General features: G+C 53.5%; 23 protein-coding genes. 14 read left to right on the forward strand and 9 right to left on the reverse strand.

Annotation, left to right across the window (positions count from 1 at the left end; all coding sequences use genetic code 11):
- The first annotated feature begins 116 nt into the window (after window positions 1–116).
- From H6G52_RS10535 to H6G52_RS10550, 4 genes are all read left to right on the forward strand, one after another.
- Window positions 117–1814: a M14 family metallopeptidase gene (locus H6G52_RS10535; RefSeq protein WP_190528164.1), complete on the forward strand. Its 1698-nt coding sequence runs from the start codon at window positions 117–119 to the stop codon at window positions 1812–1814.
- 97 nt (window positions 1815–1911) lie between these two features.
- The gene (locus tag H6G52_RS10540; protein ID WP_190353633.1) at window positions 1912–2202 is read left to right on the forward strand and encodes a type II toxin-antitoxin system RelE/ParE family toxin; all 291 of its coding nucleotides are present in this window, start codon (window positions 1912–1914) and stop codon (window positions 2200–2202) included.
- 9 nt (window positions 2203–2211) lie between these two features.
- The gene (locus H6G52_RS10545) at window positions 2212–2502 is read left to right on the forward strand and encodes an addiction module antidote protein (RefSeq protein WP_190528166.1); all 291 of its coding nucleotides are present in this window, start codon (window positions 2212–2214) and stop codon (window positions 2500–2502) included.
- Between the two features lie 332 nt (window positions 2503–2834).
- Window positions 2835–5117 carry an N-6 DNA methylase gene (locus H6G52_RS10550; protein WP_190528168.1) on the forward strand — a complete coding sequence of 761 codons (2283 nt, stop codon included), beginning with the start codon at window positions 2835–2837 and terminating at the stop codon, window positions 5115–5117.
- A 191-nt stretch (window positions 5118–5308) separates the two neighbouring features.
- On the opposite strand, the gene H6G52_RS10555 is transcribed toward H6G52_RS10550, so the two are convergent.
- The 3 genes from H6G52_RS10555 to H6G52_RS10565 all read right to left on the reverse strand — a co-directional run bounded on the left by H6G52_RS10555 (window position 5309) and on the right by H6G52_RS10565 (window position 10264).
- The gene (locus H6G52_RS10555) at window positions 5309–6466 is read right to left on the reverse strand and encodes a PepSY domain-containing protein (RefSeq protein ID WP_190528169.1); all 1158 of its coding nucleotides are present in this window, start codon (window positions 6464–6466) and stop codon (window positions 5309–5311) included.
- 179 nt (window positions 6467–6645) lie between these two features.
- Window positions 6646–9135 carry a TonB-dependent siderophore receptor gene (locus H6G52_RS10560; protein WP_190528171.1) on the reverse strand — a complete coding sequence of 830 codons (2490 nt, stop codon included), beginning with the start codon at window positions 9133–9135 and terminating at the stop codon, window positions 6646–6648.
- A gap of 97 nt (window positions 9136–9232) precedes the next feature.
- Entirely contained in the window at window positions 9233–10264 is a 1032-nt protein-coding gene (locus H6G52_RS10565; protein ID WP_190528173.1) for an AraC family transcriptional regulator, read from the reverse strand.
- A 65-nt stretch (window positions 10265–10329) separates the two neighbouring features.
- On the opposite strand from H6G52_RS10565, the gene H6G52_RS10570 reads away from it, so the two are divergent.
- On the forward strand, window positions 10330–10533 hold the full coding sequence (locus H6G52_RS10570; RefSeq protein ID WP_190528175.1) for a hypothetical protein: 204 nt from the start codon (window positions 10330–10332) through the stop codon (window positions 10531–10533).
- 18 nt (window positions 10534–10551) lie between these two features.
- Here H6G52_RS10570 and H6G52_RS10575 read toward each other — a convergent pair whose 3' ends face one another.
- The 3 genes from H6G52_RS10575 to H6G52_RS10585 form a co-directional block, all read right to left on the reverse strand.
- Complete coding sequence (locus H6G52_RS10575; RefSeq protein WP_099533429.1) at window positions 10552–11043, reverse strand: YajQ family cyclic di-GMP-binding protein; 492 nt, start codon at window positions 11041–11043, stop codon at window positions 10552–10554.
- A 133-nt stretch (window positions 11044–11176) separates the two neighbouring features.
- Window positions 11177–11590, reverse strand: a complete 414-nt coding sequence (locus tag H6G52_RS10580) for an MAPEG family protein (protein ID WP_190528177.1) — start codon at window positions 11588–11590, stop codon at window positions 11177–11179.
- 38 nt (window positions 11591–11628) lie between these two features.
- Window positions 11629–12132, reverse strand: coding sequence for a DNA-processing protein DprA (locus tag H6G52_RS10585; RefSeq protein WP_099533428.1), 504 nt, complete (start codon window positions 12130–12132; stop codon window positions 11629–11631).
- A gap of 567 nt (window positions 12133–12699) precedes the next feature.
- On the opposite strand from H6G52_RS10585, the gene rsfS reads away from it, so the two are divergent.
- The 3 genes from rsfS to H6G52_RS10600 all read left to right on the forward strand — a co-directional run bounded on the left by rsfS (window position 12700) and on the right by H6G52_RS10600 (window position 14821).
- Entirely contained in the window at window positions 12700–13089 is a 390-nt protein-coding gene (gene rsfS, locus H6G52_RS10590) for a ribosome silencing factor (protein ID WP_370567079.1), read from the forward strand.
- A gap of 72 nt (window positions 13090–13161) precedes the next feature.
- Window positions 13162–13662 carry a CGLD27 family protein gene (locus tag H6G52_RS10595; RefSeq protein ID WP_190528179.1) on the forward strand — a complete coding sequence of 167 codons (501 nt, stop codon included), beginning with the start codon at window positions 13162–13164 and terminating at the stop codon, window positions 13660–13662.
- Between the two features lie 205 nt (window positions 13663–13867).
- Window positions 13868–14821: an asparaginase gene (locus H6G52_RS10600; RefSeq protein ID WP_099533424.1), complete on the forward strand. Its 954-nt coding sequence runs from the start codon at window positions 13868–13870 to the stop codon at window positions 14819–14821.
- Window positions 14822–14847: 26 nt separating this feature from the next.
- On the opposite strand, the gene H6G52_RS10605 is transcribed toward H6G52_RS10600, so the two are convergent.
- Together H6G52_RS10605 and H6G52_RS10610 are read right to left on the reverse strand one after the other, a co-directional pair.
- Complete coding sequence (locus H6G52_RS10605; protein WP_190353624.1) at window positions 14848–15342, reverse strand: DUF29 domain-containing protein; 495 nt, start codon at window positions 15340–15342, stop codon at window positions 14848–14850.
- A gap of 11 nt (window positions 15343–15353) precedes the next feature.
- The gene (locus H6G52_RS10610) at window positions 15354–15812 is read right to left on the reverse strand and encodes a DUF29 domain-containing protein (protein ID WP_190528181.1); all 459 of its coding nucleotides are present in this window, start codon (window positions 15810–15812) and stop codon (window positions 15354–15356) included.
- Window positions 15813–16012: 200 nt separating this feature from the next.
- On the opposite strand from H6G52_RS10610, the gene bchD reads away from it, so the two are divergent.
- Both bchD and H6G52_RS10620 read left to right on the forward strand, forming a co-directional pair.
- Complete coding sequence (gene bchD / locus H6G52_RS10615) at window positions 16013–18058, forward strand: magnesium chelatase ATPase subunit D (RefSeq protein WP_190528183.1); 2046 nt, start codon at window positions 16013–16015, stop codon at window positions 18056–18058.
- A 268-nt stretch (window positions 18059–18326) separates the two neighbouring features.
- On the forward strand, window positions 18327–18590 hold the full coding sequence (locus tag H6G52_RS10620) for a Uma2 family endonuclease (RefSeq protein WP_190528185.1): 264 nt from the start codon (window positions 18327–18329) through the stop codon (window positions 18588–18590).
- A 217-nt stretch (window positions 18591–18807) separates the two neighbouring features.
- Here H6G52_RS10620 and H6G52_RS10625 read toward each other — a convergent pair whose 3' ends face one another.
- On the reverse strand, window positions 18808–21564 hold the full coding sequence (locus H6G52_RS10625; RefSeq protein ID WP_190528187.1) for a pre-peptidase C-terminal domain-containing protein: 2757 nt from the start codon (window positions 21562–21564) through the stop codon (window positions 18808–18810).
- A 384-nt stretch (window positions 21565–21948) separates the two neighbouring features.
- Here H6G52_RS10625 and H6G52_RS10630 point away from each other — a divergent pair, with 384 nt between their 5' ends.
- From H6G52_RS10630 to H6G52_RS10645, 4 genes are all read left to right on the forward strand, one after another.
- Complete coding sequence (locus tag H6G52_RS10630) at window positions 21949–22830, forward strand: urease accessory protein UreD (RefSeq protein ID WP_370567693.1); 882 nt, start codon at window positions 21949–21951, stop codon at window positions 22828–22830.
- 110 nt (window positions 22831–22940) lie between these two features.
- A complete protein-coding gene (ureA, locus tag H6G52_RS10635) occupies window positions 22941–23243 on the forward strand; it encodes an urease subunit gamma (protein ID WP_099534820.1) in 303 nt (100 codons plus the stop codon).
- An 81-nt stretch (window positions 23244–23324) separates the two neighbouring features.
- A complete protein-coding gene (locus H6G52_RS10640; protein ID WP_190528189.1) occupies window positions 23325–23699 on the forward strand; it encodes an urease subunit beta in 375 nt (124 codons plus the stop codon).
- Window positions 23700–23888: 189 nt separating this feature from the next.
- Window positions 23889–24116 carry a hypothetical protein gene (locus tag H6G52_RS10645; RefSeq protein WP_190528191.1) on the forward strand — a complete coding sequence of 76 codons (228 nt, stop codon included), beginning with the start codon at window positions 23889–23891 and terminating at the stop codon, window positions 24114–24116.
- The last annotated feature ends 12 nt before the right edge of the window (window positions 24117–24128 follow it).

Here is a 24128-nt window from a genome sequence, read left to right on the forward strand (position 1 = left end):
CATGTCGATTTACGTCAATTCACGTCAATCGGCATCCCGATCAAGCCCCGCATGGGCGGGTATGGTGATTCACGATGCATCCTCTGGTCGGGCTGGGCCAAGAACACAGAACACCCATGGGTCAGGTTTCTTTTGATCGTCTCTACCGCTATGCGGAACTGTCGGAGATTTTGCAGAGCTACGCGGCCGCATTTCCGCAGCTTGTCCAATTGGCATCGATTGGCCGCAGCTACGAGGGCCGGGATATTTGGTTACTAACCATCACCAATAGCGAGACGGGGCCCGATCGCCACAAGCCAGCCCTCTGGGTGGATGGCAATATCCACGCCACGGAACTTGCGCCTTCCACGGCCTGCCTCTATCTCCTCGACTTTTTGACAAAGCACTACGGCAGCGATCCGGACGTTACCCGCTGTCTGGATTCGCGGACGTTTTATATTTGCCCTCGCGTCAATCCCGACGGAGCCGAGCTGGCCCTGGCCGATCGCCCCAAATTTGTGCGATCGAGCACTCGACCCTATCCGGGCGATCACTTGGCGGGCGGCCCCAGCGAACTGCAAATGGAAGATATCGACGGGGATGGGCGAATTCTCTGGATGCGTGTGCCCGATCCCAATGGGGCCTGGAAAGTGTCCGATCGCGATCCCCGGTTGTTGGTGCGGCGCGACCCGATCGAAACCGGCGGCACTTACTATCGACTGCTGCCGGAGGGCCGGATCGATCGCTACGACGGCGCGACGATCGCCGCCCCCCGCCCGATCGAAGGGTTGGATCTGAACCGCAATTTCCCGATGCAGTGGCGACCGGAGCCGGAACAGGCCGGCGCGGGCAACTATCCCACCTCGGAGCCGGAAACCCGGGCGATCGCGGACTTCATTGCCCATCACCCCAACCTGAACGCCGCCGTGGCCTTCCACACCTTTGGCGGCCTGCTGTTGCGTCCCTACAGCCACGCCACCGACATGGAATTGCCCCAAGCGGACTGGCTGAATTACCGGGCGATCGGGCAAAAGGGCACAGAACTGACCGACTACCCCGCCACCAGCGTGTTTGAGGGCTACTGCGACCATCCGAAAAACGTGATGACCGGAGCCTTTGACGATTGGTGCTACGAGGAGCGGGGGCTATTTGCCTGGACGGTGGAGCTGTGGAATTTGCCCCAGGCGGCGGGGGTGAAAACGCCGAAGCTGCTGGAGTGGCTGGACGACCACCCGATCGAGGAAGATTTGGCGCTGCTGAAGTGGAACGATGAGGTGCTGGACGGGCGCGGCTATGTGGACTGGTACGCCTGGGAACATCCGCAACTGGGCAAGGTGGAGCTGGGCGGCTGGAACCAAATTTGCACCTGGCGCAACCCACCGGCTCACCTGTTGGAGCGAGAAATCGAACGGTTTCCCCGCTGGCTGCTCTGGCAATTGCTGATTTCGCCGCGTCTGGAACCGGTGAAGGCCACGGCGCAATCCTTGGGCGATCGGCTGTTCCAAGTGGAGTGGGTGGTGCAAAACACGGGCTGGCTGCCGACCAATGGCACGCAAAAGGCGATCGAAAAGGGGGCGGTGCAACCTTGCCGCGCGGCGATCGCCTTACCGCCGGGCGCGGAGCTGATCAGCGGTCAACCGGAAGTGAGTTTGGGTCATCTGGCGGGGCGATCGCACCAACCGACTACGCCCTATTACGACCACATGGATCCGACGGACGATCGATCGCGGGTGGTCTGGCTGGTGCGTGGTGAACCGGGAATGGTGGTGGAACTAACAGCGCGGGGCGATCGGGCAGGTCAGGTACAACAGGCGATCGTCTTGCCGAGTTCGTAAACCCTGATCAGTTCAGAAGCGTTGCTTTCGGGTGGCGATCAGTTGATTTGTCCTCAACAAGGCCATTAACTGTATCCCACAGGATACAGTTAGCAGTATGTTTGAAATTCGCCAAACGGAAACTTATGCGCAATGGTTTAAAACTTTGCGCGATCGCCAAGCAAAAGCGCGTATTGATATTCGCATTCGGCGGCTGTCGATGGGTAATCCAGGCGATGTGAAGCCAGTGGGGCAAGGTGTATCAGAACTGCGGATCGACTACGGCCCAGGCTATCGAGTGTATTTTGTCCAACGAGGGGAAACCTTGATTATCCTTTTGGCAGGAGGGGATAAGCGTACTCAGGAACGAGACATCAAAACAGCCTTAGATTTGGCGCAAGACCTATAGGAGGTTTCTATGGCGATCGTTCAAACTCATTCTTGGGATGCAGCGGATCATTTGGAAACCAAGGAAGATATTGCTGCTTATCTGGAAGCTGCTCTTGAAGAGGGTGATCCAAGCCTAATCGTGGCAGCGTTGGGAGATGTTGCCCGCTCTAAAGGGATGACCCAGATTGCCCGTGAAACAGGGTTGGGGCGTGAAAGTCTCTACAAGGCTTTGTCAATCGAAGGTAATCCGGAGTTTGCTACGGTTCTCAAGGTTTTACAGGTGCTTGGGTTACGTCTCCATGTTGTGCCCATTGCCTAACACTGCGTTGGTTCTGGTGGGCGATCGGGCTGGCTGGGTACAACGGGCGATCGTCTTGCCGAATTCGTAAATTTTTACAATCTCAGAAACCGCGACAGGCTAACGGCTAGACAGGGTTATTTGAGGAGTTGCGAATACCTAGATTGAGAACTTGAGTGAGTAGAAGGTGGCAGGAGGTTGATCGATAGAAGTATACTGATTAATTGTGGTGCTTCCACAATTAGAGTTGTGGCAAGAGTCCCCTAATTGGGGGTGATATCCTGAACCTGCGGTCTAATGTATAACTAGGTCTACTGGTTTTAAGTTACTTGCAAGCGTAGAAGGCAACAAAGATGCAACAAACAGACATAAAAAATCAAATTTGGAGGAACCTTGACCGACTTCGGGCAGATCCAAGTTTTCGAGGATGTCGTGACACCAGGTTGTTGGAGCTTATTGGAGCAACTTTGGGAGTGGAAAAGCTTGACAGCTTATTCCAGAGCACAGAATTAATTTCTAAACTGGCAAATGCTTATTCAATTGTTGCACCTATTTATGTTTTGAAATTTATTGAAAAACTTCTAGAAGCCGAGAGCAAAAAATCTATTTTTGATCCTTGGCTAACAGCATCCTCGCCTGTTTTTTATATTCAGGCTGATGACGTTTTCGGAACTTGCATAGATTCAACAGAATTTGAAACTATTAAGTCCTTATTCGAGGAAAAAAGTCAGAATATAAAGCTTGATGACACACTAGATGAACTATCAAAAACAACACAGGGATTTGATTTGGTTCTTTCGTTTCCTCCTTTCGGAAGACGAATGCAAGACGTAAATGGAGAGAAAAGTCCTTTTGATTTTACAACAACTCTACTCTTGAAATGTGGTGAACGTTTAGCTCAAGATGGAAAATTAATCTTCCTTGTTCCTAATTCATTTTTGTGGAACGAAAAAGGGAAAGAAGCATTAAACAAACAAGGACTTTTTGTTGATGCTGTCTTTTCCATTCCTTCCGGTGCTTTTTCACCAATGACAAGTATTCAGTTACATCTTATTCTCATCTCTAAACAGAATAAAGAGAAAACATTTGTTGCTGAAATTTCACAAGATGATATAACGAATAAAACAATACTCCAAAACTTCAAAAACCAAAAACAAGGTCGAGCTATTCAACTTGGCTGTCTTGTTGATTTTTTAGAGTTCGAGTCATTGAATGCACTTATAGCTGAAAAAGAGATGCAAGAACTTGTCAAGAGAATTGGCTACCCGCCAACTTTATTGACTGATATTTTATTAACTGATATTTCTGAATCTATAAATGTACTCAAGGGCGACAATGCTGATGAAGTTGAGCATTTAGCTAATTCTATTTATTTACCCAAGATCGGAAGCAGTCCCGTTGTTGCAAGTTTATCAGAACTGAAAATCCAACCAAAGAATTACTATCAAATTCAACTTGATGAAACAAAAGCCAATGCGATTTATGTGGCAAATTACTTCAATACGCCAATTGGTAAAAAATCAAGAGAGAGTTTAGAAGCTGGTGTAGTAATTCCTCGAATTTTAAAGTCTCAACTCTCAAAATGCGTTTTATTTTTGCCTGACTTACCTACCCAAGCAGAGGTAATTGAAGTTGATAGCAAAATTCAACAATTCACACTTAGGCTTGATGAACTTAGACGCAATCTATGGAAACAACCAAAAAGCTATAATTCAATCTCTAAGGAATTAAAAACTATAAATCAGGAAGAGAAATTGGAAAACTGGATTGACGAACTGCCTTTTCCTATCTCTTCGATTCTGTGGCGGTATTATGCCACTAAAGACAATAGTAAGAAAATTGAGCACTTGTTTCACTTCTTTGAAGGATTTTCGGAATTTTTATCAATGCTAATGCTGAGTGCTTTAGTTCAAGACAAAGAATTTTACAAAGCCGAAAGCCATAACTGGGTTAATAATGATGAAAAATTTCAAGATTGGTATTTGAGAGCTACGTTTGGCAATTGGAATGCCCTTACGTCAAAACTTTCAAAGGCGATTAGAAAATATGTATTAGACAAAGATAGCGATAGGAAGGATTATTGCAAAAGCCTGTTTGGCAATCCGACAGAAGCATTTTTATCAATGATTACCAGCAAGAGCATTGTCCGTATATTAGGGGAAGTTGCCGATCTTAGAAACAAATGGAAGGGACATGGTGGCATAACAAGCGAAGAAGAAAATAATCAAAGAGTCCTAACACTTGAACAGAAACTAAACGAGTTTAGAACGTATATTGCTGATGCCTTTGAAGATACTCGAATACTCTCCCCGACAACAAGCAGTTTTGAAGATGGTATCTTCACTTTTAACGCAAAAGAATTAATCGGAGCAAGAACCCCATTCAATGAAATAACAGTAAAAAGCCTAATCCCTCTTGACAGAAAAAAGCTGTATCTACGTAATTCAGGGCAGACAAAGCCACTGGAATTACTGCCATTTATCAAATTTGTTGAAGCATCTAACGCGATTTACTTTTATACAAGTATTGAGAGTAAAGATGTTCGTTGGATTTCATACCATTTTGAAAAAGAAGCTGAACTAAAACAACCAGTAGATGATCAACTATTTAAAGTATTTGACCTCCTTAAACCATAGCGGATAGGCAGAATGTCATCAGGTAACACAAGCTTGGTATGGTGGCGGGTTGAGTGTTTTGCATGACAGTCTCTATTACAACTATCCAGCCCCTGTAGATATTAGTTTTAGGAATTTAGCGGGTCATCAGTCCTGAGTTAGGCGATCGCCTCCAAATCAAAACCTATAGCGTGACTAATAACTGTATTGACTTAGGAATGGCCCGGCTTGGGAACTCTGCGCCGATGCTTCCACATCACGAAACCTGTGATTAACAGCGCTAGGGGAGCCAACCCAACGAAAACATAAAGAATTCGGGTTGCCAGCCCGCCAAAAGTCCCAAAGTGAACCGCATCAAACTGACTCATAATCGCCTCCGCCCGAGTCGGCTTCAGCCCATCAGTCAGTTGAATTAACTCACCAGTAAACTGATCGATCGCCACTCTAGTATTGCCCCATTGCGAGCGTTCTTGGGTTTGCCGCTTGCTCACGATCAATGGAGATTCCGGCTTTTTAGGAAGCACAATATAGGTCATCGTCGCATCGGGAATCACCGCTTCAGCTCGCTGGATCAACTCAGCAATGGATAAAGGCTGCTGACCTGGAATGGGCTTGGAAACTGGCGCGGCTGGCTTGGGTGTGAAAGTGACAGTATAAATCGCCTCATTCACCTTGGCTTGAGGCACATTCCAAGCAAACCCCGTGAACCCAATCAAGCCCAAAAAGATTGCCGTAATGATGCCTGAAACTTTATGAATATCAAAGTTTGTTCGTTTGATATGGGCGTTTTTCCACTTGATTTTGAATCCAGCCATGAAGTTGCGCCAGCCCGGCCATAACACAATGCCAGTGAGGCTCAAGATCAGTGTCAGCAACGCAACAATGCCCATAATTAGGGTTCCTGTTTCCCCCGCCAGCAGTTTGTAATGGAGGTCATAAATTAGGCCAACCCAACTGCTTTCCCATTCCCGATCGCCCATAATTTGCCCCGTGTAGGGATGCACAAACACCTGCCAATGGTGATGCGCTGGGGTTTCCAACCAGGCCTGATAGGGTTCCTGGGCTGATTGGGGTGGCGCAACGGTGCTGAGGTTCCATTGCTTTTTCCCATAGGCCGCTTTGATCGATTCGATGATGGCAGCAACGGGCACTATTGTCCCGGCAGGCACAACGGTTCCCAGTCGCTGAGCCAGCACCCAATGATCAATTTCGTGCCAAAAAACGAGAACGCTGCCAGTCAAACCCGCAATGCACAACAAAATCCCGATCGCTAAACCTAACCAGCGGTGAATGAAGAAAGAAATCGTCCTGAGTTTGGCAGAAAGCAGGCGAGTGAGTGATTTTGGTAAAGGCTTTTGTGGTGATTCCATCTGATGCTTACCCCGGCTGATGAATTGGGTATGTTGTGGCGGTGATTGGCTGAGATCGACTCATTCCTAATAGAACTGTGGCGATTGAAGATGGCGATCGCCCGAGTTTTTGATCGGTCAAGATGACTTTGCAGTAGCTATTGCTTTTTATCTCGACTGAGCGATCGCCGATCGCTGGGTTAAAACGTCCAAGAAAAACTGGCTTGCACGGTCAGCGGTGCGCCATAAAAGATGCGATTCCGGTTGAAAGACCCTTCAAAGTACTCCACATCAAAGAGGTTTTTGATGTTGATTGCCGCGCGGAATCCGTTCCGTTTATAAAAAATTGCGGCATCAGTTGTCAGGTAGCTCGGCAACTCAAACGTATTGGCATTGTCACCTGCGCGATCGCCCACATAAAACAAGCCCACACCAAATCCCAACCCTTGAAAATCGCCTTCCTGAATTTCGTAGGTTGTCCACAAACTTGCCGCATGGGGCGCAGTGCGTTGGACACGGTTATTCACCAGATCCGAGTTATTGTCCTCGGTGATTCTTGCGTCGTTGTAAGCATAGCTGGCAAAGATATTCCACCCTGGCAAAACCTCCCCGGCCACGCTGAGTTCAACACCCCGACTCCGCTGCTCTCCCGTTTGCACTGAGAAGTTGTCATCAACGGGATCGGTGGTCAGCACATTTTTTTGGGTGATGTTGTACCACGCTAAAGTTGCCGAAAGCCGATCGCTTAAATCGGCTTTCACACCAATTTCAAACTGGGTTCCTCGGGTAGGCTCAAAAGTACTGTCGTCGCGAGAACGACCAATAGTTGGTTCAAACGATCGACTGTAGTTGGCATACAGAGAAATCGGTTCGATCGGTTGATAGACAATCCCTAGCCGAGGACTAAATGCCTCGCCCGTCTGAACCAGATCGGGATTGCCGAAATCGCCAGTCTGTCTAAACATGTCAAACCGACCACCGATCAGCACCTTCAAGTTGTCTGCTAGGGTGATTTGATCTTGCAGCAAAATCCCCAGCTCATCGGTCACAATGCTGTCTTCACTGCTAAAGGTCACCGCGCCAGGCGATGCCCCAAAGGTGGGATCAAACAAATCAATGGGCGGGCCTTCTAGACCCGTGAACTTCAGCTCAATATCCGATCGCCCTAAATCAACCCCAAATAATAATTGATGCTGAATGGAGCCGGTCGCGAACTTACCTACCACATTCGTAGTCATCCGATAGTCAAAATACTGATCGGAAATGTCAGAGAAGCTGGTTGATACAGTTCGATTGTCAGCACCCAGCGCTCCCGGAAATCGGCCAAAGGTGTCAAACTCCATCCACCCATATCGAAACGCATGATTTAATGACCAATTTTCATTAAATTGATGCTCCAGCTTGTAGCCAATTCGGGTCTGTCTAACTTCAGCATCACTTTCTGTCAGGTTGCGGCTGCGCGGCACATCCCCAAGGGGGTTATCCAAAATTGTGCCCACAATCGGCAATCCATGGGTGGCGTTATCGCGCAGCAAGTGCTTATAAGTGCCTTCAATGCTGAGTGTGGTGTTGTCACCCAAGGCAAAACTCAGAACCGGTGCAATCACGAAGTTTCTAGTTCGGCTGAAATCCGTGAAAAGCTCTTGGTCTCGATAGGAAGTATTCAGTCGATAAAGAATGTTTTTGTCGCGATCGAGGGGGCCAGAGAAATCCACTTCACCCCGGTAAAAATCGAAGCTGCCCGCGCTCGCCTCAACGAAGTAATACGGATCGCTCAAAGGGCGCTTGGTGACAAAGTTGATCGTCCCCCCCGGCGAGGATGAGCCAAACAAAATGGAGTTGGGCCCTTGAAGCACTTCAATTTGCTCAATCCCCGTGAGGTCAGGGCCAATATTGGCAGAAACCCCGTTAAAGTCCCGCGCGACTATGCCATCGACGGTGGGCGAAGTGAAAAAGCCTCGCACCTGGGCCCGCACCGCATCAAAGTTAGACGGCGAACCAACCCGCACACTAGGCGCATTCAGCAAGGCGCTGGTCACGTCAGCCCGTTGGTCTTGCAGCAGTTCTTGGGGAATGATTTGGATCGATTGGGGAATATCGCGTAAGGGCGTATCTGTTCGCGTTGCGGCGGCGGAGTTTGGCACGCGATAGCCCCGTTGCCCTGCTCCGGTGACCACGAGTTCTTCGTCTGGCTCCTCCCCGGCAGGGTTGAGGCTATAGGCCAGGCCGGCGGTGGTTAGGGTCACTTCGGTGGTGGGCAGGGCGTTGGTTCCGGTGACGCTGACCCGGATCGTGTTGCTGTCTTGCTGCGTCACCTGCACTGTGGCGATGTCGGCGATCGGGTTTTCCGCCACAAAAGCTTGTCCTGCTGGGAGCGACAGCACGGCATTCGGAATCTCGGCAACGAGGCTATTGCCCTCGGTGCGGAACTGAGTCGCATCAATTTGCAGGGGCTGATCTTCGGCGCTTTCTAGGACAATTTCAAGTTCCGTATCAGTGCGGTTCAGTTGCACACCGGTTACTTGCACGGTGGTGCGCTCAATTTGCGCCCGCCACTCTTGGAGGCTGGTGGCAGGCTGCCCTAGGTCTTGTACTCGGGGAATTTGAGCGTTGTCCTCGGCCCAGGCGACCTGTGGCCCTGCCACCGACAGCACAGTCGCCACCACCAGACCCGACAACCGATTAACCATGACCCCACACCGCAGTTGAGAAAGACTTTCAGGAGCCTAGCAAGGGCGAACAGCAAAACAAAGCCGTTTTGGTGAGTCGCGGTACTTTTTTTGGGGGCTAGCAGAACTTTTTGCGCTGGGCCTGATAGAGCTTGGGATTGATGCCGAACTTGGTTCTGAACTGCTTGGCGAAGTGGCTGCGATCGCCAAAGCCCACGGCAGTCGCGACTTCGGACACTTTTAGCTCGCCGGTTTCGAGCAACTGTCTGGCTTGCTCTAGGCGATGGTCATGTAAATAGGTAAAAGGTGGCTGACCAAACACCTGCCGAAAGCCTTCTTTTAACGCCCGACTGTTCAGCCCCACCTGTTGCGCCAGAGTCATCAATGAGGGGGGCTGCTCTAGGTGTTTCAGCAAGATCGATCGCGCCTGGTGCAGGCGATCGATATCATCAGGCTTCAGGTTTGCTAGCGCCGCACCGTCCTCCCAAGTCTCTGCTGGGCCATGGGTTAATGGCTGTTCCTGCTGAATTTTCAGCTCATCGGCCAGCACCAGCATCACCGCCTCCAGGGCCTTGCTTTCTAGAAACATCCGCTTGGTAATGCCCTGATAGGGACAGCGAATGATTTGCCACAGCACCCGCTGCATGGCTCTAGAGACTTTGCCGACGCGGGTGTAGTAGAGCTGGTCGGCTGGCCGCACAAGGTGGCGCAAGGCCGGAGGGAGTTCCCCGTCTTGACCCGCAAAGGACTGAAACACCTGCGGCGACAGCCAAATATGGACTTCTAGGATCGGGTTCCGGTCTGTGCCGATGATCCAATCCTTGGGGGCCAGGCCACTGCCGTAGAGGGCATATTCCAGGTTGTGGACTTCGGTGTAGCTGTCTTGGTGCTGTCCGGAGAGATGAAAATGAAACGACAGCCACTCGGCACGCTCGGCCAGGGCCGCATCCCAGCGATCGCGCAGCCGGTAGTGATGGACTTGGATTTCAAAGCCTTCCCGGAGTTCCACTTCTCGGATGTAGCCGTCCCAGAGCCAAGCGGGGTAAACCAACAGGCGATCGTGCCGATCGGTTGCGTCTGGGTGTCGGGCTTGGGCAGCCGTCTCTTGATAAAGCTCAACGGCGGCTTGTTCAGAAGTGGTGATGGTCATGGCGATCGCGCTGGCTTAAAAGACAGATTCTAATTAATGCGAAATTGTTGCATTAGAATTTGTCCTTGAGCAAGCCAGCAACATCGTGGTCTCTGGACATTTGCCAACCCATTGCGGCTGCAACAACGATCGAGTCCGGCCATTCCACCAGGGCGATCGCGCTGCATCTGGCCGTGGTTATGCGGCAGTATCCCATTGCCAAAATGAAGCACCTTGCCAAAACGGCAAAGTGCTTGAAGATGTTTTGGGTTGCCAGGGCCGGCTCCTAGATCGGGGAGCCGGTGGGACTAACGATAGTTAGTGAATTGCAGCGCCACGGGCAGATCTTCCTGCTTCAGGCGCTGGATCACCAGTTGCAGATCGTCTTTGGATTTGGCAGAAACGCGCACTGCGTCGCCTTGAATTTGGGCTTGGGCTTTTTTGAACTCATCGCGAATCAATTTGCTGATTTGTTTGGCGATGTCTTGGGGAATGCCCTTTTGCAACTTCACCTTTTGGCGAACACGGTTGCCGCTCGCGGATTCAATGTCGCCAAAGTCAAAGATTTTCAGATCTAGTTTTCGTTTGGCGGCTTTCTCGCGCAAAACGGCCGTGACAGCTTCAAGGGTCATTTCGCTGGCGGTTTCGATCGTGAGATCGGTTTCGCCCAGTTCAACGATCGTGTTGGTGTCTTTCAGGTCGTAGCGGGATTTCAAATCTCGCTGCAATTGGTCGATCGCGTTGACCAACTCCTGTCGATCGAACTCACTCACCACATCAAAGGAAAACGTCGCAGCCATAACCCTAATTTTTCAATCCACACCAATACAAAATGAATCGCCCAATTCGTGATCAATCTTCAGCCAAGGGCGATCGAGCTCCCATGAACCAGACTCGCCAATGGTGACTGATTCAGCCGTGGATTCAGCCCCCCTAGGCAATTTGCTGGAGCGCTTGCACAAACAGCGAAATCATTGCAATTTGCCCAATGCCAAACATCAGCGATCGCAGGGGAGGAACGTTGGCCAAATAGGCCACCGAAAACAGCGCCCGCGCTCCCACAAAGGCCACCGCTGCCCAACCGGCCGCAGGGGTGTTGACCCCGGTGGCATAGGCTGCCAGGGCCGCAGCGGCATAGGGGGCAAAGGTTTCAATACTGTTTTGGTGGGCCCAAGTGGCTCGCTTACCATAGTCCGGCAGGCGATCGAACATGGCCCGGGGCGCACCCAAATCCATCCCCACCTGGAACCGGGCATAGGCCACCGCCAAGTAAGGGAAATAGACCAAAAAGCTCGCCACAAAAACTGAACCCAGCAGCAAAGTGGGAATGCTAAAACCCAAAATCATGCGTTTTCACCTAGTCGAATTTCACGAAGTCGAATCAACTAGTCGAAATAGAACAGCGTGACCACCCGGCGCTGTTCTTCAGCTTCCCGGCAGGTTTGCAGCAGGGTCACACTGTCATGGAAGGCAAAGCAAATTAACTGCTGGCAACGGGAAATAATTTCGTGGTTGCACAGGGAGCTGGCTTCAGCCAAAGAAAGCTGGTCATTTTCTGGTTTTTCAACCAAATGAATCACCGATTCCAATTGATCGCGAGATTCGCGCGGTTGCCGCTCCAAACTTTGGGGCAAAATCACGGTCAACAAATTGGCATCGGCGCGCATGGCTCCGCGAATGGCGGCGGCGTTGGTTCCCGTAGCACCCGAAGTAATAATTTGATTCCCGGCCAGCACCAATGCGTAGCTGAGGGTTTCAATCAATTGTTGATGCGTAATCGGCACGTGGCGCGAACCCAGGATGGCGATCCGCTTGGAGCCGGTTTGCTGGATTGCAGCGAGTTCCTGCAAAAAATCGTCAACCTTGGGAAGATCGAGAGACGGACTCAAGGGTGCTACGGGGCAATAACAACGCCGCCATTTTAACAGAGACTTGGAGGCTGGCGTTGCGGCCCAAGAATTTAAAAATGGGGTGGGCTGGCGGGTGCAAATTCAGGCCAGGATTGGCGGAAGGATGCTTTCGGGGATGGTAATTCAGGGGATCAATTCGCAGAACAACGGCTTTTGCTAGACTGGAGGTTCAATGGCGCGTGACTCAAAACAGTAACCCGTGAACCGGAGGGCTGCGCTCTCATCTTCATGACCCGATCGCCCCAGTTTGTTGCCACCATTTAAGTTTTGCTTGGGGTGGAGGCTGGGTTGATCGATCGACCGTTCATCAGCGTTTTGGTTTCGGGTTCCTGCGTTGTGCCATTGTTTGGTGCCATTGTGTTGCGCCATTGTGTAGAACTCACCTCGCCAGCCGATCGCGGCGACGTAATTTTGATGAGTGATCCGGATTTGAAGTTGAACGCGCAAGAGCTGGCCCTGTTGACGGCTGAGGGCATTGAAGACGAAGGGGACGATGAGACGGTAGTGGAGTTTGCGCCGCCTGTGGCCAAGGGGGCAGTCTATCAACTGGGGCGTGGTTCCAGCTATGAAGTGGCGATCGCGGCGGCCAACGCGGCGGACGATCGCAAAGGGGAAGACATTGCGCTGCTGGAGGTGACGGAGGTTTCCTACCTGGCGGACTATTTCCTGATTGTGACCGGGTTTTCGCGGGCCCAAATTCGCGCCATTGCCGACGCGATCGAGATGAAGCTGAAAACCGAGTTCGATCGCCGGCCCCAAAACACCGCTGGCTATGGTGATGGCGGCTGGGTTTTGCATGACTACGGCGATGTGGTGGTGCATGTGATGATGCCCACGGAGCGCGAGTACTACAACTTAGAAGCCTTTTGGGGCCACAGCAGGCGGCTGGAGTTTCGACCCCTGCCCGCCACCGAATCGTCCAACACGGCTGGCTAGGGATCTCGATTCGATCCCCCCGCTGATCATCCATGCCTGAGCGGCGCAACAGAGCTGATTCATCCCTTGTTTATGACGCGATCGCCCCGTTCGGTTTGCCCCGTTCCCGAAGAACAACAACCCCTCAACGAGTTTTCCGAGTTGAAGGAGGCCTGGCTGTTGTCTTGGCCCACCTTGCCGGGCCGAGGGTTGGTGATCAAGCTGCTGTGGATTTGGGCCTGGAGCTGGTTGGTGGTGGGGCCCGTGGCCGCCGCCAGCTTCCCCCTCAAAAAAGACCTGGCTCACTTTCTGTTGGGGGCCGGTGGCGGGGCGGTGTTGCCCGTGTTGCTGGTGTTGGCGCGGATCTATTCGGCCTGGAGCTATGTGGGCCGTCGCCTGTTCAGCGAAAAAATTATCTATGAAGAATCCGGCTGGTATGACGGCCAAGTTTGGGAAAAGGCTCCGGAAATGTTGGCCCAAGATCGGCTAGTGGTTTCCTATGAGGTGAAACCCACGCTCGATCGGCTCCGGCGGTTGGTGCTGATTTTGGCAGGAACCTTGCTGGCGGGGGCGGCCGTTTGGGGCCTGGTCTAGGGGCCGGTTCGGTTAACCTGGATGGGGAACGGTGGGCGCGATCGAGCGAGTTCGATCACAAGGCCCCGATCCGCGCAAGACCCATTGAAAAATGGAAAGCAATGAAAAAATGGGCTGATTGCCGAAGCTGATCTTAAATTGCGATGAACAATCGCAGTTTTTGGCGGAATTAATGTCTAACTAAACAAGTTTCAAACCAGTTTTTATGACTCGGGGCAAATTAACGCGCGCGGCCGATATTGAAATTCGCTTGCTGCGGGAAGGGTTGGTGGAGTCCACCCACATGGTGCAAGCAGTGGCCTGCGATGATCGGGGGCGCTTGTTGATGTTGGCGGGCGATTCCGGCATCTCCAGCTTTGCGCGATCGGCTCTGAAACCCTTCCAGGCCCTGGCCGTGGTCGCCTCTGGAACCTTGGATCACTTTGGTCTCAGCAATCGCGACCTGGCGATTATGTGCAGTTCCCATCAGGGAGACATTGCCCAAGCCCGTCAAGTGTTCAACATCCTTTGGCATTGCGGCATTGAACCCAGCGCCCTCCAATGCCCGATTCCCCAAGGCAAATCCAGCGCACTGCAACACAACTGCTCTGGCAAACATGCGGGGATGTTGGCCATGTGTCGTCACGGCAATTGGTCGATCGGGGACTATCTGCAATATTCCCACCCCGCCCAGCAAGCCGTTTCCAGTGTCATTGGCGAGCTGCTCGGGATTCCTGCCCAAGAATTTGTCGTAGCCCGCGACGATTGCGGCGCGCCCACCTATCTGATGCCCCTTCAGGAGTTGGCCACCCTGTTTGCCAAGCTCACATCCGGCGACAATCTGCAATTGGAGCGCATCGTGCGGGCCATGACCGGCTATCCGGAGCTGATTTCCGGCCATGGTGGCTTTGACACGGATCTGATGCGGCTGACGGGGGGCGAAATTGTCAGCAAAGCGGGAGCCGAAGGGATGCAGTGTATGGGCCGCGTGGGCGAGCGGCTGGGCATTGCTATCAAGGTGACAGACGGGGCCAAGCGGGCCAAATATGCTGCTGCGATCCACATTCTGAAACAACTGGGCTGGATTGGGCCCGATGTGTCGGAAGCGCTGGAAGAAAAATATGTGCAGCTCAATGCCTTTAAGCGGCTAGAGGCGATCGGGGAGCTAAAAATCGCCTAGATTTCGATCGGTTGAGCAGACCAAAATCAACTCAATTTCTGATCTTGATCCATATCTTGATCGGCATACTCGATCGACATCGTGAGCGCCAATTCCCAGGAAAAGGGCGGCTCGATCGGGAACGTCTTCAAGGGCAATTTTGTTTCCACAAAAGCTTGCTCGCGGGCTTGGGGATAGGCCTGCTCGATTGCACTGGGGAGCCAGGGTTTCAAACTCGGATTTTCGGTGAGTAACTGTTGAACTTCACGGCGGGCGGAACGAATGCTAAACACCCAAGAATTCGATCGGTGATCGGGTTGAAACCGCCATTTCAGCAAATGCAGATAGAGCCGCACAATCTGACTGGCTAAAGCTCGCTTTTCCGATCGCCCCAAGCTTTCAACCTCTTCTAACAAATTCTCCAGATCCAATTGATCAAACTGCCCCGATCGCAACAATTCGGCCTGTTGTTGCACCCAGCCGTAATAATCGCTGTCGTAGGTGGTCGGGGCGATCGACTCGATAGTCGTCTGTGTTTCCATGCGGTGGCATCCTAATCCCGATCAACATATTCGATCGCAACAGTCATCGCAGCTTCCCAAGTAAACGGCAGCTCGATCGGGAACGTATCGATTGGTAAGCCCATTTCTCGGGCGGCTTTTTTGCGGGCCTGCTCATAGCTCTTGACGATCCAATCTGCTAAGTCGCGCCGAAAGCTGGGATTTTCGTCGAGTAATTCCAAGATTTCATCCCGCGCATCTTCAATGGAAAATGCCCAAGAGTTCGATCGCTTCTGGGGTTGGTATTGCCACTTCAGCAGATGCCAATAGAGCCGGACAATTTGACTGGTTAAGGCTCGCTTTTCCGATCGCCCCAAGCTTTCAACCTCTTCTAACAAATTCTCCAGATCCAATTGATCAAACTGCCCCGATCGCAACAGTTCGGCCTGTTGTTGCACCCAGCCGTAATAGTCGCTGTCGTAGGTGATCGGGGCGATCATTTTGGAAGTCATTAGCTCAAACTCCGCAGCGCCTTGACTATTGATGACCCGGAATTTTGCCAATGGTCACTAACACCATTGTGCAAGATTCAGCGAGCTGGGTTCCATTCAGATGCAACCTCCAGCCGCCCGAACCGGCCCGGCTGTCCCGTTGCGCTGATATCCTGAAAAGCATCAAGACTGATCATAAGAATTTTCCTTTTTCGCCCGCCATGTCCGTTACTGCGCCGCTCCAAACCCGAGACCCGATCGCCTTTCCTCTGACGGCGGTGATCGGCCAAGAGTCGATCAAAATGGCCCTGCTGTTGGCGGCGATCGATCCGGGCCTGGGGGGCGTGGCGATCGCGGGACGGCGCGGCACGGCCAAATCGGTGATGGCCCGGGCGATCCATGCCCTGCTGCCCCCGATCGAGGTGGTGGACGGCTCCCTCAGCAATTGCGACCCGGACGCACCCGATCGCTGGGAAGACGGCCTGCAATTTAGCGGCGAAGTGCCCCGGAAAGTGATTCCCGCGCCCTTTGTGCAAATTCCCCTGGGCGTGACCGAAGATCGGCTGCTGGGTTCTGTGGATGTGGGCCAGTCCGTGAAGCGCGGTGAAACGGTGTTTCAGCCCGGCTTGCTGGCGGAGGCGAATCGAGGCGTGATGTATGTCGATGAGCTGAACTTGCTCGATGACCAAATCGCTAACCTACTGCTGGGGGCGATCGGGGAAGGGCGCAACCAGATTGAGCGGGAGGGGATCAGCTTTGCTCACCCCTGCCAAGCCTTGTTGATCGCTACCTACAACCCGGAAGAGGGGCCGCTGCGGGAGCATTTGCTCGATCGAATTGCGATCGCCCTGTCCGCCGATGGAGCTTTGGGCTTGGATCAGCGGGTGGAAGTGGTCGATCGGGCCGTGGGCTATGCGCGATCGCCCCAGGACTTCCTCGGTCAATACGCCGAAGAACTGGACGGTCTGAAAACCCAAATTCTGTTGGCGCGGGAGTGGTTGCGCGATGCCACGATCAGCCGCGAGCAGGTGGAATATTTGGTGCAAGAGGCGGTGCGCGGCCGGGTGCAGGGCCACCGGGCGGAACTGTTTGCGGTGCGGGTTGCCAAAGCCCATGCGGCCCTCGATGGGCGGACGGCGGTGAATGCCGATGACCTGCGGGTGGCGGTGGAATTGGTGATTGTGCCCCGGGCCACGGTGATTGAAACGCCGCCGGACGAGCAACAGCCGCCGCCGCCCCCGCCGCCGCAACAACAGCCGGAAGCGGAACAAGAACAGGACGACGAAACCGACAACGAAAACGAAGACCAGGACGAAAACGAAGACGACGACCAACCGGACGAGCCGCCCGCGATCCCCGAGGAATTTGTGTTCGACCCGGAAGGGGTGGTGATGGATCCGTCGGTGCTGCTGTTTGCCCAAACCACGGCCCAGCGATCGGGCGGTAGCTCCGGCAGTCGATCGATCATCTTCTCGGACGATCGGGGGCGCTACATCAAACCCGTGTTGCCGCGCGGCCCCGTGCGCCGGATTGCCGTCGATGCCACCCTGCGATCGGCCGCGCCCTACCAAAAAGCCCGCCGCGCCCGAGCCGCCGCTGCCGGTGACACTAGCCGCCGCGTGTTCGTCGAAGAAAGCGACGTGCGGGCCAAGCGCCTGGCCCGCAAGGCCGGAGCCTTGGTGGTGTTTGTGGTGGATGCGTCGGGATCGATGGCCCTGAACCGAATGCAGTCCGCCAAGGGGGCGGTGTTGCGGTTGCTGACGGAGGCTTACCAAAACCGCGATCAAGTGTCGCTGATTCCCTTCCGGGGTGAGCAAGCGGAGGTGCTGTTGCCGCCCACGCGATCGATCTCGGCGGCCCGGCGACGCTTGGAAACCATGCCCTGTGGCGGTGGCTCCCCCTTGGCCCACGGTTTGACCCAGGCGGTGCGAGTGGGAACCAACGCCCGTCAGTCGGGGGATGTGGGGCAAGTGGTGATTGTGGCGATTACGGACGGTCGGGGGAATGTGCCCCTGGCGCGATCGCTCGGCCAGCCGATGGAGCCGGACGAGAAACCGGACGTGAAGCAAGAGCTGCTGGATATTTCTGGCAAAATCCGCGCCCTGAACATCAAGCTGCTGGTGATCGACACCCAAAGCAAATTCGTTTCGACGGGTTTCGCCAAGGAGCTGGCGGAAACGGCGGGCGGCAAGTATTACCACCTGCCGAAAGCTACCGATCGGGCGATCGCCGAAATGGCCCGAGGGGCGATCGCTGATTTGAAATAGGGGCGATCGGTTCGCAATTCACAGGCTGTAGGGGTTGGGTCTCCCAACCCTAACCCGGGCGATCGCCACAACCCCGGCCAACCCTGGGAACGTCAAGGATCTCGGGGGTGGGGAAGACTGGGCGGGGAGACCGGGCGGGGAGACCCCGCCCCTACGGTGGTTGGGGCATGGGAAATCAGCCATTGCTGGATCAATCCCATTCCAGAACTTGCAATAGAATCCAATCAACAGAAACAATCTCGCGGCGCTGTTCGCTGGCTGCGTGCCTATGACGGTTTCGATCGCCCCGATCGCCACCCTGGCGGAATTTCTCGATCGCCCCGATCTCGAAGATTCACCCGCTTGGGAATATCTCGATGGCCGGGCAGTCCAAAAACCCATGCCCAAGTTTCGCCATTCTCTGCTGCAAAAACGCCTGATTGGGGCGATCGATGCGGTGGGCGATCGCTACACAGCCATGCCAGAGTTGCGCTGTACCTTTGGCGATCGCTCGATGATGCTTGAAGATTCACCCGGAGAGGAAACGCCGTGACCGTCGTACCCAATGCTGGCTCCGAGGCTGATCGCGCCTGGCATGAATCGTTCGAGTTGCGATTTGACCGATGTCGGCCACTGTTCATCAAACAAAAAGGATCGATCGCGCTATAGGCGATCGATCCCTCAGCCAGAGTTGCGGATTAACTCAGACCGCAATCATTGATGGTCATTCTTGCCCGTCATCAAAACAGCAGACCTTCACACTGCAATGACTAACCAACCGTGATTGAGATATTCGAGAAATACTTGAGGAAATTGTCAAAAGTCAGCGTGATGAAGCCATCCTTAGCATCCTTGTAAGGATCTTCAGGGGCGATCGCATCTTCATTGTTGTCTTTTCCCCAAGGATTCCGAATCATAATCATCTGGTTCTGGGTATTGGGGTCAACATAGACATTGTGAACACTATAGGCATGGCCTCCAGGAACAACACCATCGGAGAGTTGTTCCGAATCACCTGGAGTGCCTGCGACTGCATAACGACCCTCCGCAAGAGCCGTTTGCACCCTCTGGAAAAGTTCATCCTTGTTGATAGGTGCTTCAGTCGCTGGCTGGAAGCTGAACCGAACTCCGCCATTCGCCGCCTGCTGGATCGAAGTTTCGATCGGGAGAACCGGTTGGAACGACGTATGGTTCGATGTCCGGTCTGCAGCTAGAGAAATAGCTTCCGTCTTTTTGCCTGTGAACCGACGCAGGGTAATGAAACCAACATCACCATTGCCAATCACCGTGTACCCGTCACGATTTTCATCAATGCCACGCTGTTTTGCGTAGGCACGCTCCGCCACTGATCCCCAAATTGCAACACCATTAGCTTGCTCTGGATCATAGAGTCCTGGAGCAGGCAAATTGGAAAACAACCGTTGCGAATCGGGTTTGACAATCACTTGATTGTTAACACTTTGCACCTTCTCCTGGCCAGTCACATAGTCATAGGTCTTGAAGCTGTAGGTGTTTTCTCCAGCCACCTGCAAATTGCTGTTCAGAATTGCGCTAGTAGCCGTTGCCGCGGCCGCCGGGTTTTCAATCTTGCCAAAGGTTGCAGTAATAGCCGCCAGGGACGCACAGTTACCCAAACTGGTCTGGTTGATGCCATTGATCTGATAGGGCGCTGCCACCACGCCACCCGTTAGGGGAGCATAGGCCAAGTTAACGGTCTTGGCGGCCGCTTCACCCCTTGCGGTGTCACCTTTACCCGTGTAGATGGGCGGTGGTAACTCCTCATCGGCACGACTGATGCGCGGGACGGTGGTGCTTGGAGTACCGGTGATATTCGCAGTGATGTTGTAGTCTCCCAGGCCAGGGGCATCCACACTCGATGCATAGACCAAGTACTGACGAGTGGCATCCGTTGTGAACGTCACGCGAGCGTCATAGTTACCGCCCTCGGTGTCAATATCATCGTCTTCCGCAATCACTTCTCCGGTCAGGGAATCAATGACCGTCAGGTAAGCATCAAAGTCCACGGACGAGTGGGTCAACTCCACCGTTAGTCCGCTGGGCAATTCCGGCAACTGATAAGCATCCGCATAGTTATCCGGGTCTATGGGATCGGGTAGGTCATCCTGATCGAGCGTGCCTCGGTTGTCAATGCCGGGGAACAGTGGTTCAAAGTTCTCGATCTCTGCCCGATTCCCTCGCTCGTTGAGCGCAGTGATTTGGTACGGTGTGGCAGCACTAGCTGCTTTCACGCTCACGTAGTAGTCCCCGGGTGTCAGCCCCCCATCCAGCAGGATGTCATTCTTGCCCTCGGCCGCGACTTCCGACGGATCCAGCTCCCCATTCCCGTTGCTGTCGCGCCATAGTTGCAGATCCACATCACTCGTGCGATTGGAAGTGGTGATGTCCAAATACCCAATATCCACCGCCAGACGGTAAGTGTCGCTCTGGTCACTACCGCCAACAAAGTCGTTCAGTTGAGTATCCTCATTGGTCGGCAATGCTCGTGCAGAAGCTGCATTACTACCGGCCAGATCCCGTGGTGTTCCAGCGGCCCCCGCCACACTCAAGGTGTAGTTGCTGTTGCCTTCAAACTGAGTCACCGCCAGGAAGTAGTCCCCGGGTTGCAGCAACATATTGCTGATGGATTCTGCGGCGTTTGCCGACTGGGCTGAAGAAGCGATGATTTCATCGGTTCCCAGTTCCCCATCTCCGTCAGCGTCGCGATACAGCTCGAGGTCTACATCGCTGTCACCGGCGAGACCCGTGAGATTGGCTTCTAGAACCGCTGGGTTTGCAACCGTGAACCGGAAATAGTCGTTGTAGTCTTCATCGCCGACGAAGTTGTTAATCGAGGCGGCTGCACCGAGGTTGCCGAGGTTGTTGGCACCCGGTTCTACGTCGTCGATCGCAGCTTTTTGGGTACTGAACGCACCGGCTAGGGCCGCGGGAGCGACTCCCTGCACGCGGGCGAGGATCGCTCCGGTGGACGCTAGGCGAATGATGGTGTCGCTGCCGTTGGCTTCCAGCTTGACATCGGCTTCGGAGAGGTTGTCGTTGCTGCCATCGGTGAGGGCGAATCGATCGCCGTTGGCGGCGTTGAAATCGGTGATCAAGTCGGCGGCGGCGATGCCAGTGGCAGTGTGGAGCGTTGAGAGGGCAAAGGCATCGGCTCCGTCACCGCCGGTAAGGGTATCGATGCCCGCGTCTCCAGCGAGGAAATCATCCCCTTCGTTGCCTTCGAGCCGATCATTGCCAGCGCCGCCAAACAGGACATCATTGCCCCGTTGGCCCAGGATTTGATCGGCCCCCTGACCGCCCGCTAGAAAGTCGGAGTCTCGCCCACCATAGATCACATCATCCCCGGCGTTGCCTAGGATATAGTCCCCGCCATTATTGCCGTAGATCACATCGGCCCGCGCTGCCCCAAAGATGCGATCGCTCCCATTTAAGCCTCGGACACTGGCACCGTTGGGAACGGTTGACCCAATCGTAAAAACATCATTTTGAGGAGTGAGATCAAAGTCCATTAATCAACCTATCCCTGACGTGTCAAGTTGCAAATTCCAGTGAGTTTAGAGGAGTGGAGATTCCTCAGGAGTGAGGTTAACTTTTTTGGGGGAAATTCGTCAATTTAGAGCAAAAATCCTTAAAGCATCTTGTAATCTTTCAAAGACCTAGCCGTAAACACACAATTAGGAATGACACTTGTTTACAGGGAATGATGCTTGTTTACAAAAATCCATAAATCAACGATCACATCACTTGACTATGAGTAGTTTTTGGCAGAGGTTTTCTGAGGGTCGGGAAGCGATCGAGCGTGCTCAAGCAAGCATGAGTGCTCAATTGTTGACATTGTTGACGATGATGACGATCGCCCGATGATGGTTGAAAATTCACCGGGGAAAAATGCTGTGACCGTTGCATTGAATGCTGTCGCTGAGACCGATCGCACCTGGCATGGATCGTTCGAGTTGCGGTTTGACCGATCGGGCGATCGCACCCAGGTTCAGGCCAAAACCCGATCGCCCCTGCAATTTCAGCGGCCCTTTTATCCCGAGGGGCCAGCGGTTTGCCACGCGGCCATGTTGCATGTGGCGGGGGGGATGGTCGGGGGCGATCGCCTGTCGATCACGTTGGACTTGGAACCGGAGACGGCGGCCCTGGTGACGACGGTTTCGGCAGCCAAGATCTATGGCAGCCGGGGGCGATCGCTGGTTGACCCGGCCGGGCGGTTTGCCCAGCAATCGGTGTGGGTGCGGGTGGGCGAAGGGGCGCACCTGGAATGGTTGCCCCAGGAGACGATTATTTTTGATGGCGCGCTCTATGAGCAGCGATCGCGCATTGACCTGGCGGCCGGAGCCACTTGGCTGGGGAGTGAGATTGTGCGGTTGGGGCGCACGGCCGGCGGTGAGCGTTACGGGTGCGGCGAGTGGCGATCTCGCTTGGAAGTATGGCAGGGCGATCGATTGGTGTGGCTCGATCCCCAGCGGATTGACGCGACCGACCCAGCCACCCGCGACGGTTCCCACGGGTTGGCTGGCTGCCCGATCGTCGGGACGCTGGCTTGGATTGGTCAGGAAATCCCGAAAGAACTGATTACGGAAGCGCGATCGCACCTGCCCACAGGCGATCGAGTTGATTGCGGCATCACGCGGCTGCAAACGGGGCTGCTTTGTCGCTATCGGGGCCATTCGGTCAGTGAGGCCCGGCGCTGGTTCTGGCAGGTATGGGATTTAGTACGCCGCCACCAGCGCGATCGCCGGGCGATCGTCTCCCGGTTTTGGCCGCTATAGCTGCGATCGCCCCGAAACCCAAAATCTTCGCAATCAATCGGTGGCCTGCTAGACAAATCGCGGTACAACCAACAACAGAGTATTGGCAAGATGACCTGCGCGATCGCCCTATGCAACTCACGCCCCAAGAAAAGGACAAGCTGCTAATTTTCACCGCCGCGCTGCTGGCCGAGCGCCGCAAAAATCGCGGACTGAAGCTCAACTATCCGGAAGCCGTGGCCTATCTGACGGCGGCCATTTTGGAAGGGGCGCGAGACGGCAAAACCGTGGCGGAACTGATGGCGGAGGGGACAACACTGCTCACCCGAGATGAGGTGATGGAAGGGGTAGCAGAGATGATCCACGATGTGCAGGTGGAGGCGACGTTTCCCGACGGCACGAAATTGGTGACCGTGCATGATCCCATTCGTTAATTTCGGTTGCGGCTTTGGTAGGGATCGGTTCGCAATCGGCTCCTAGGATGATTGTCATCATTTGCGATAAGGAAAAACGCCATGATTCCCGGTGAATTAATTGTTGAACCTGGCGAGATTGAATTGAATGTGGGCCGATCACCCGTGACAATCACGGTGGAAAACCGGGGCGATCGCCCAATTCAAGTTGGCTCCCATTTTCATTTTTTTGAAGTGAACGAAGCCCTCGTGTTCGATCGCGTGGCGGCTCGGGGAACCCATTTGGATATTCCCTCGGGAACGGCGGTGCGTTTTGAACCGGGTGATGAGAAAACGGTGACGCTGGTTCCTTTTGCCGGAACTCGGGAAATCTACGGGTTTAATGCACTAGTAGAAGGGCCGCTGGAGGGCAATCAGCCCAGCAAAAAGTCAAAGGAAAAAGCTGAGAAGAAAGCCGAGAAAAAATCCCGAAAATAACGTCAGATCGGGACAGGTTACAAAGCTGGATGTAGTAACTGATCGAGGGTTGGTGGGCCTCAGATGCTCTTGATTCTGATCTAGAGCCTGTAACGTAAACTTCTAGCCTGTCATTAACTAAACCCGATCAAGTAGTCAAAACGACCGCGCTGCTGATCACCTAGCTGACAATATTTGTAAGAGGTTGGTATGTCAACAGAACCCAGTTTGCAAGGTATTGCTGAAAAGCTTGATGCACTCTCTGATGAATTGACAAAAACAAATGTTCGGTTGGAAGAAACGAATGCACGGCTCGATCGCAGTGACGAGCGGTTTGAAGTTTATCAAAAAGCAACGCAATGGGTTGTGCAACTAGCTTTTGGGTTAATTGCTAGCGCCACAGTGACAATTTTGATTACTTCGATCGTTCGGCGATAGATTGGCTGATGA

This window comes from Limnothrix sp. FACHB-881 (genome assembly GCF_014698135.1).
GTDB lineage: Bacteria > Cyanobacteriota > Cyanobacteriia > CACIAM-69d > CACIAM-69d > CACIAM-69d.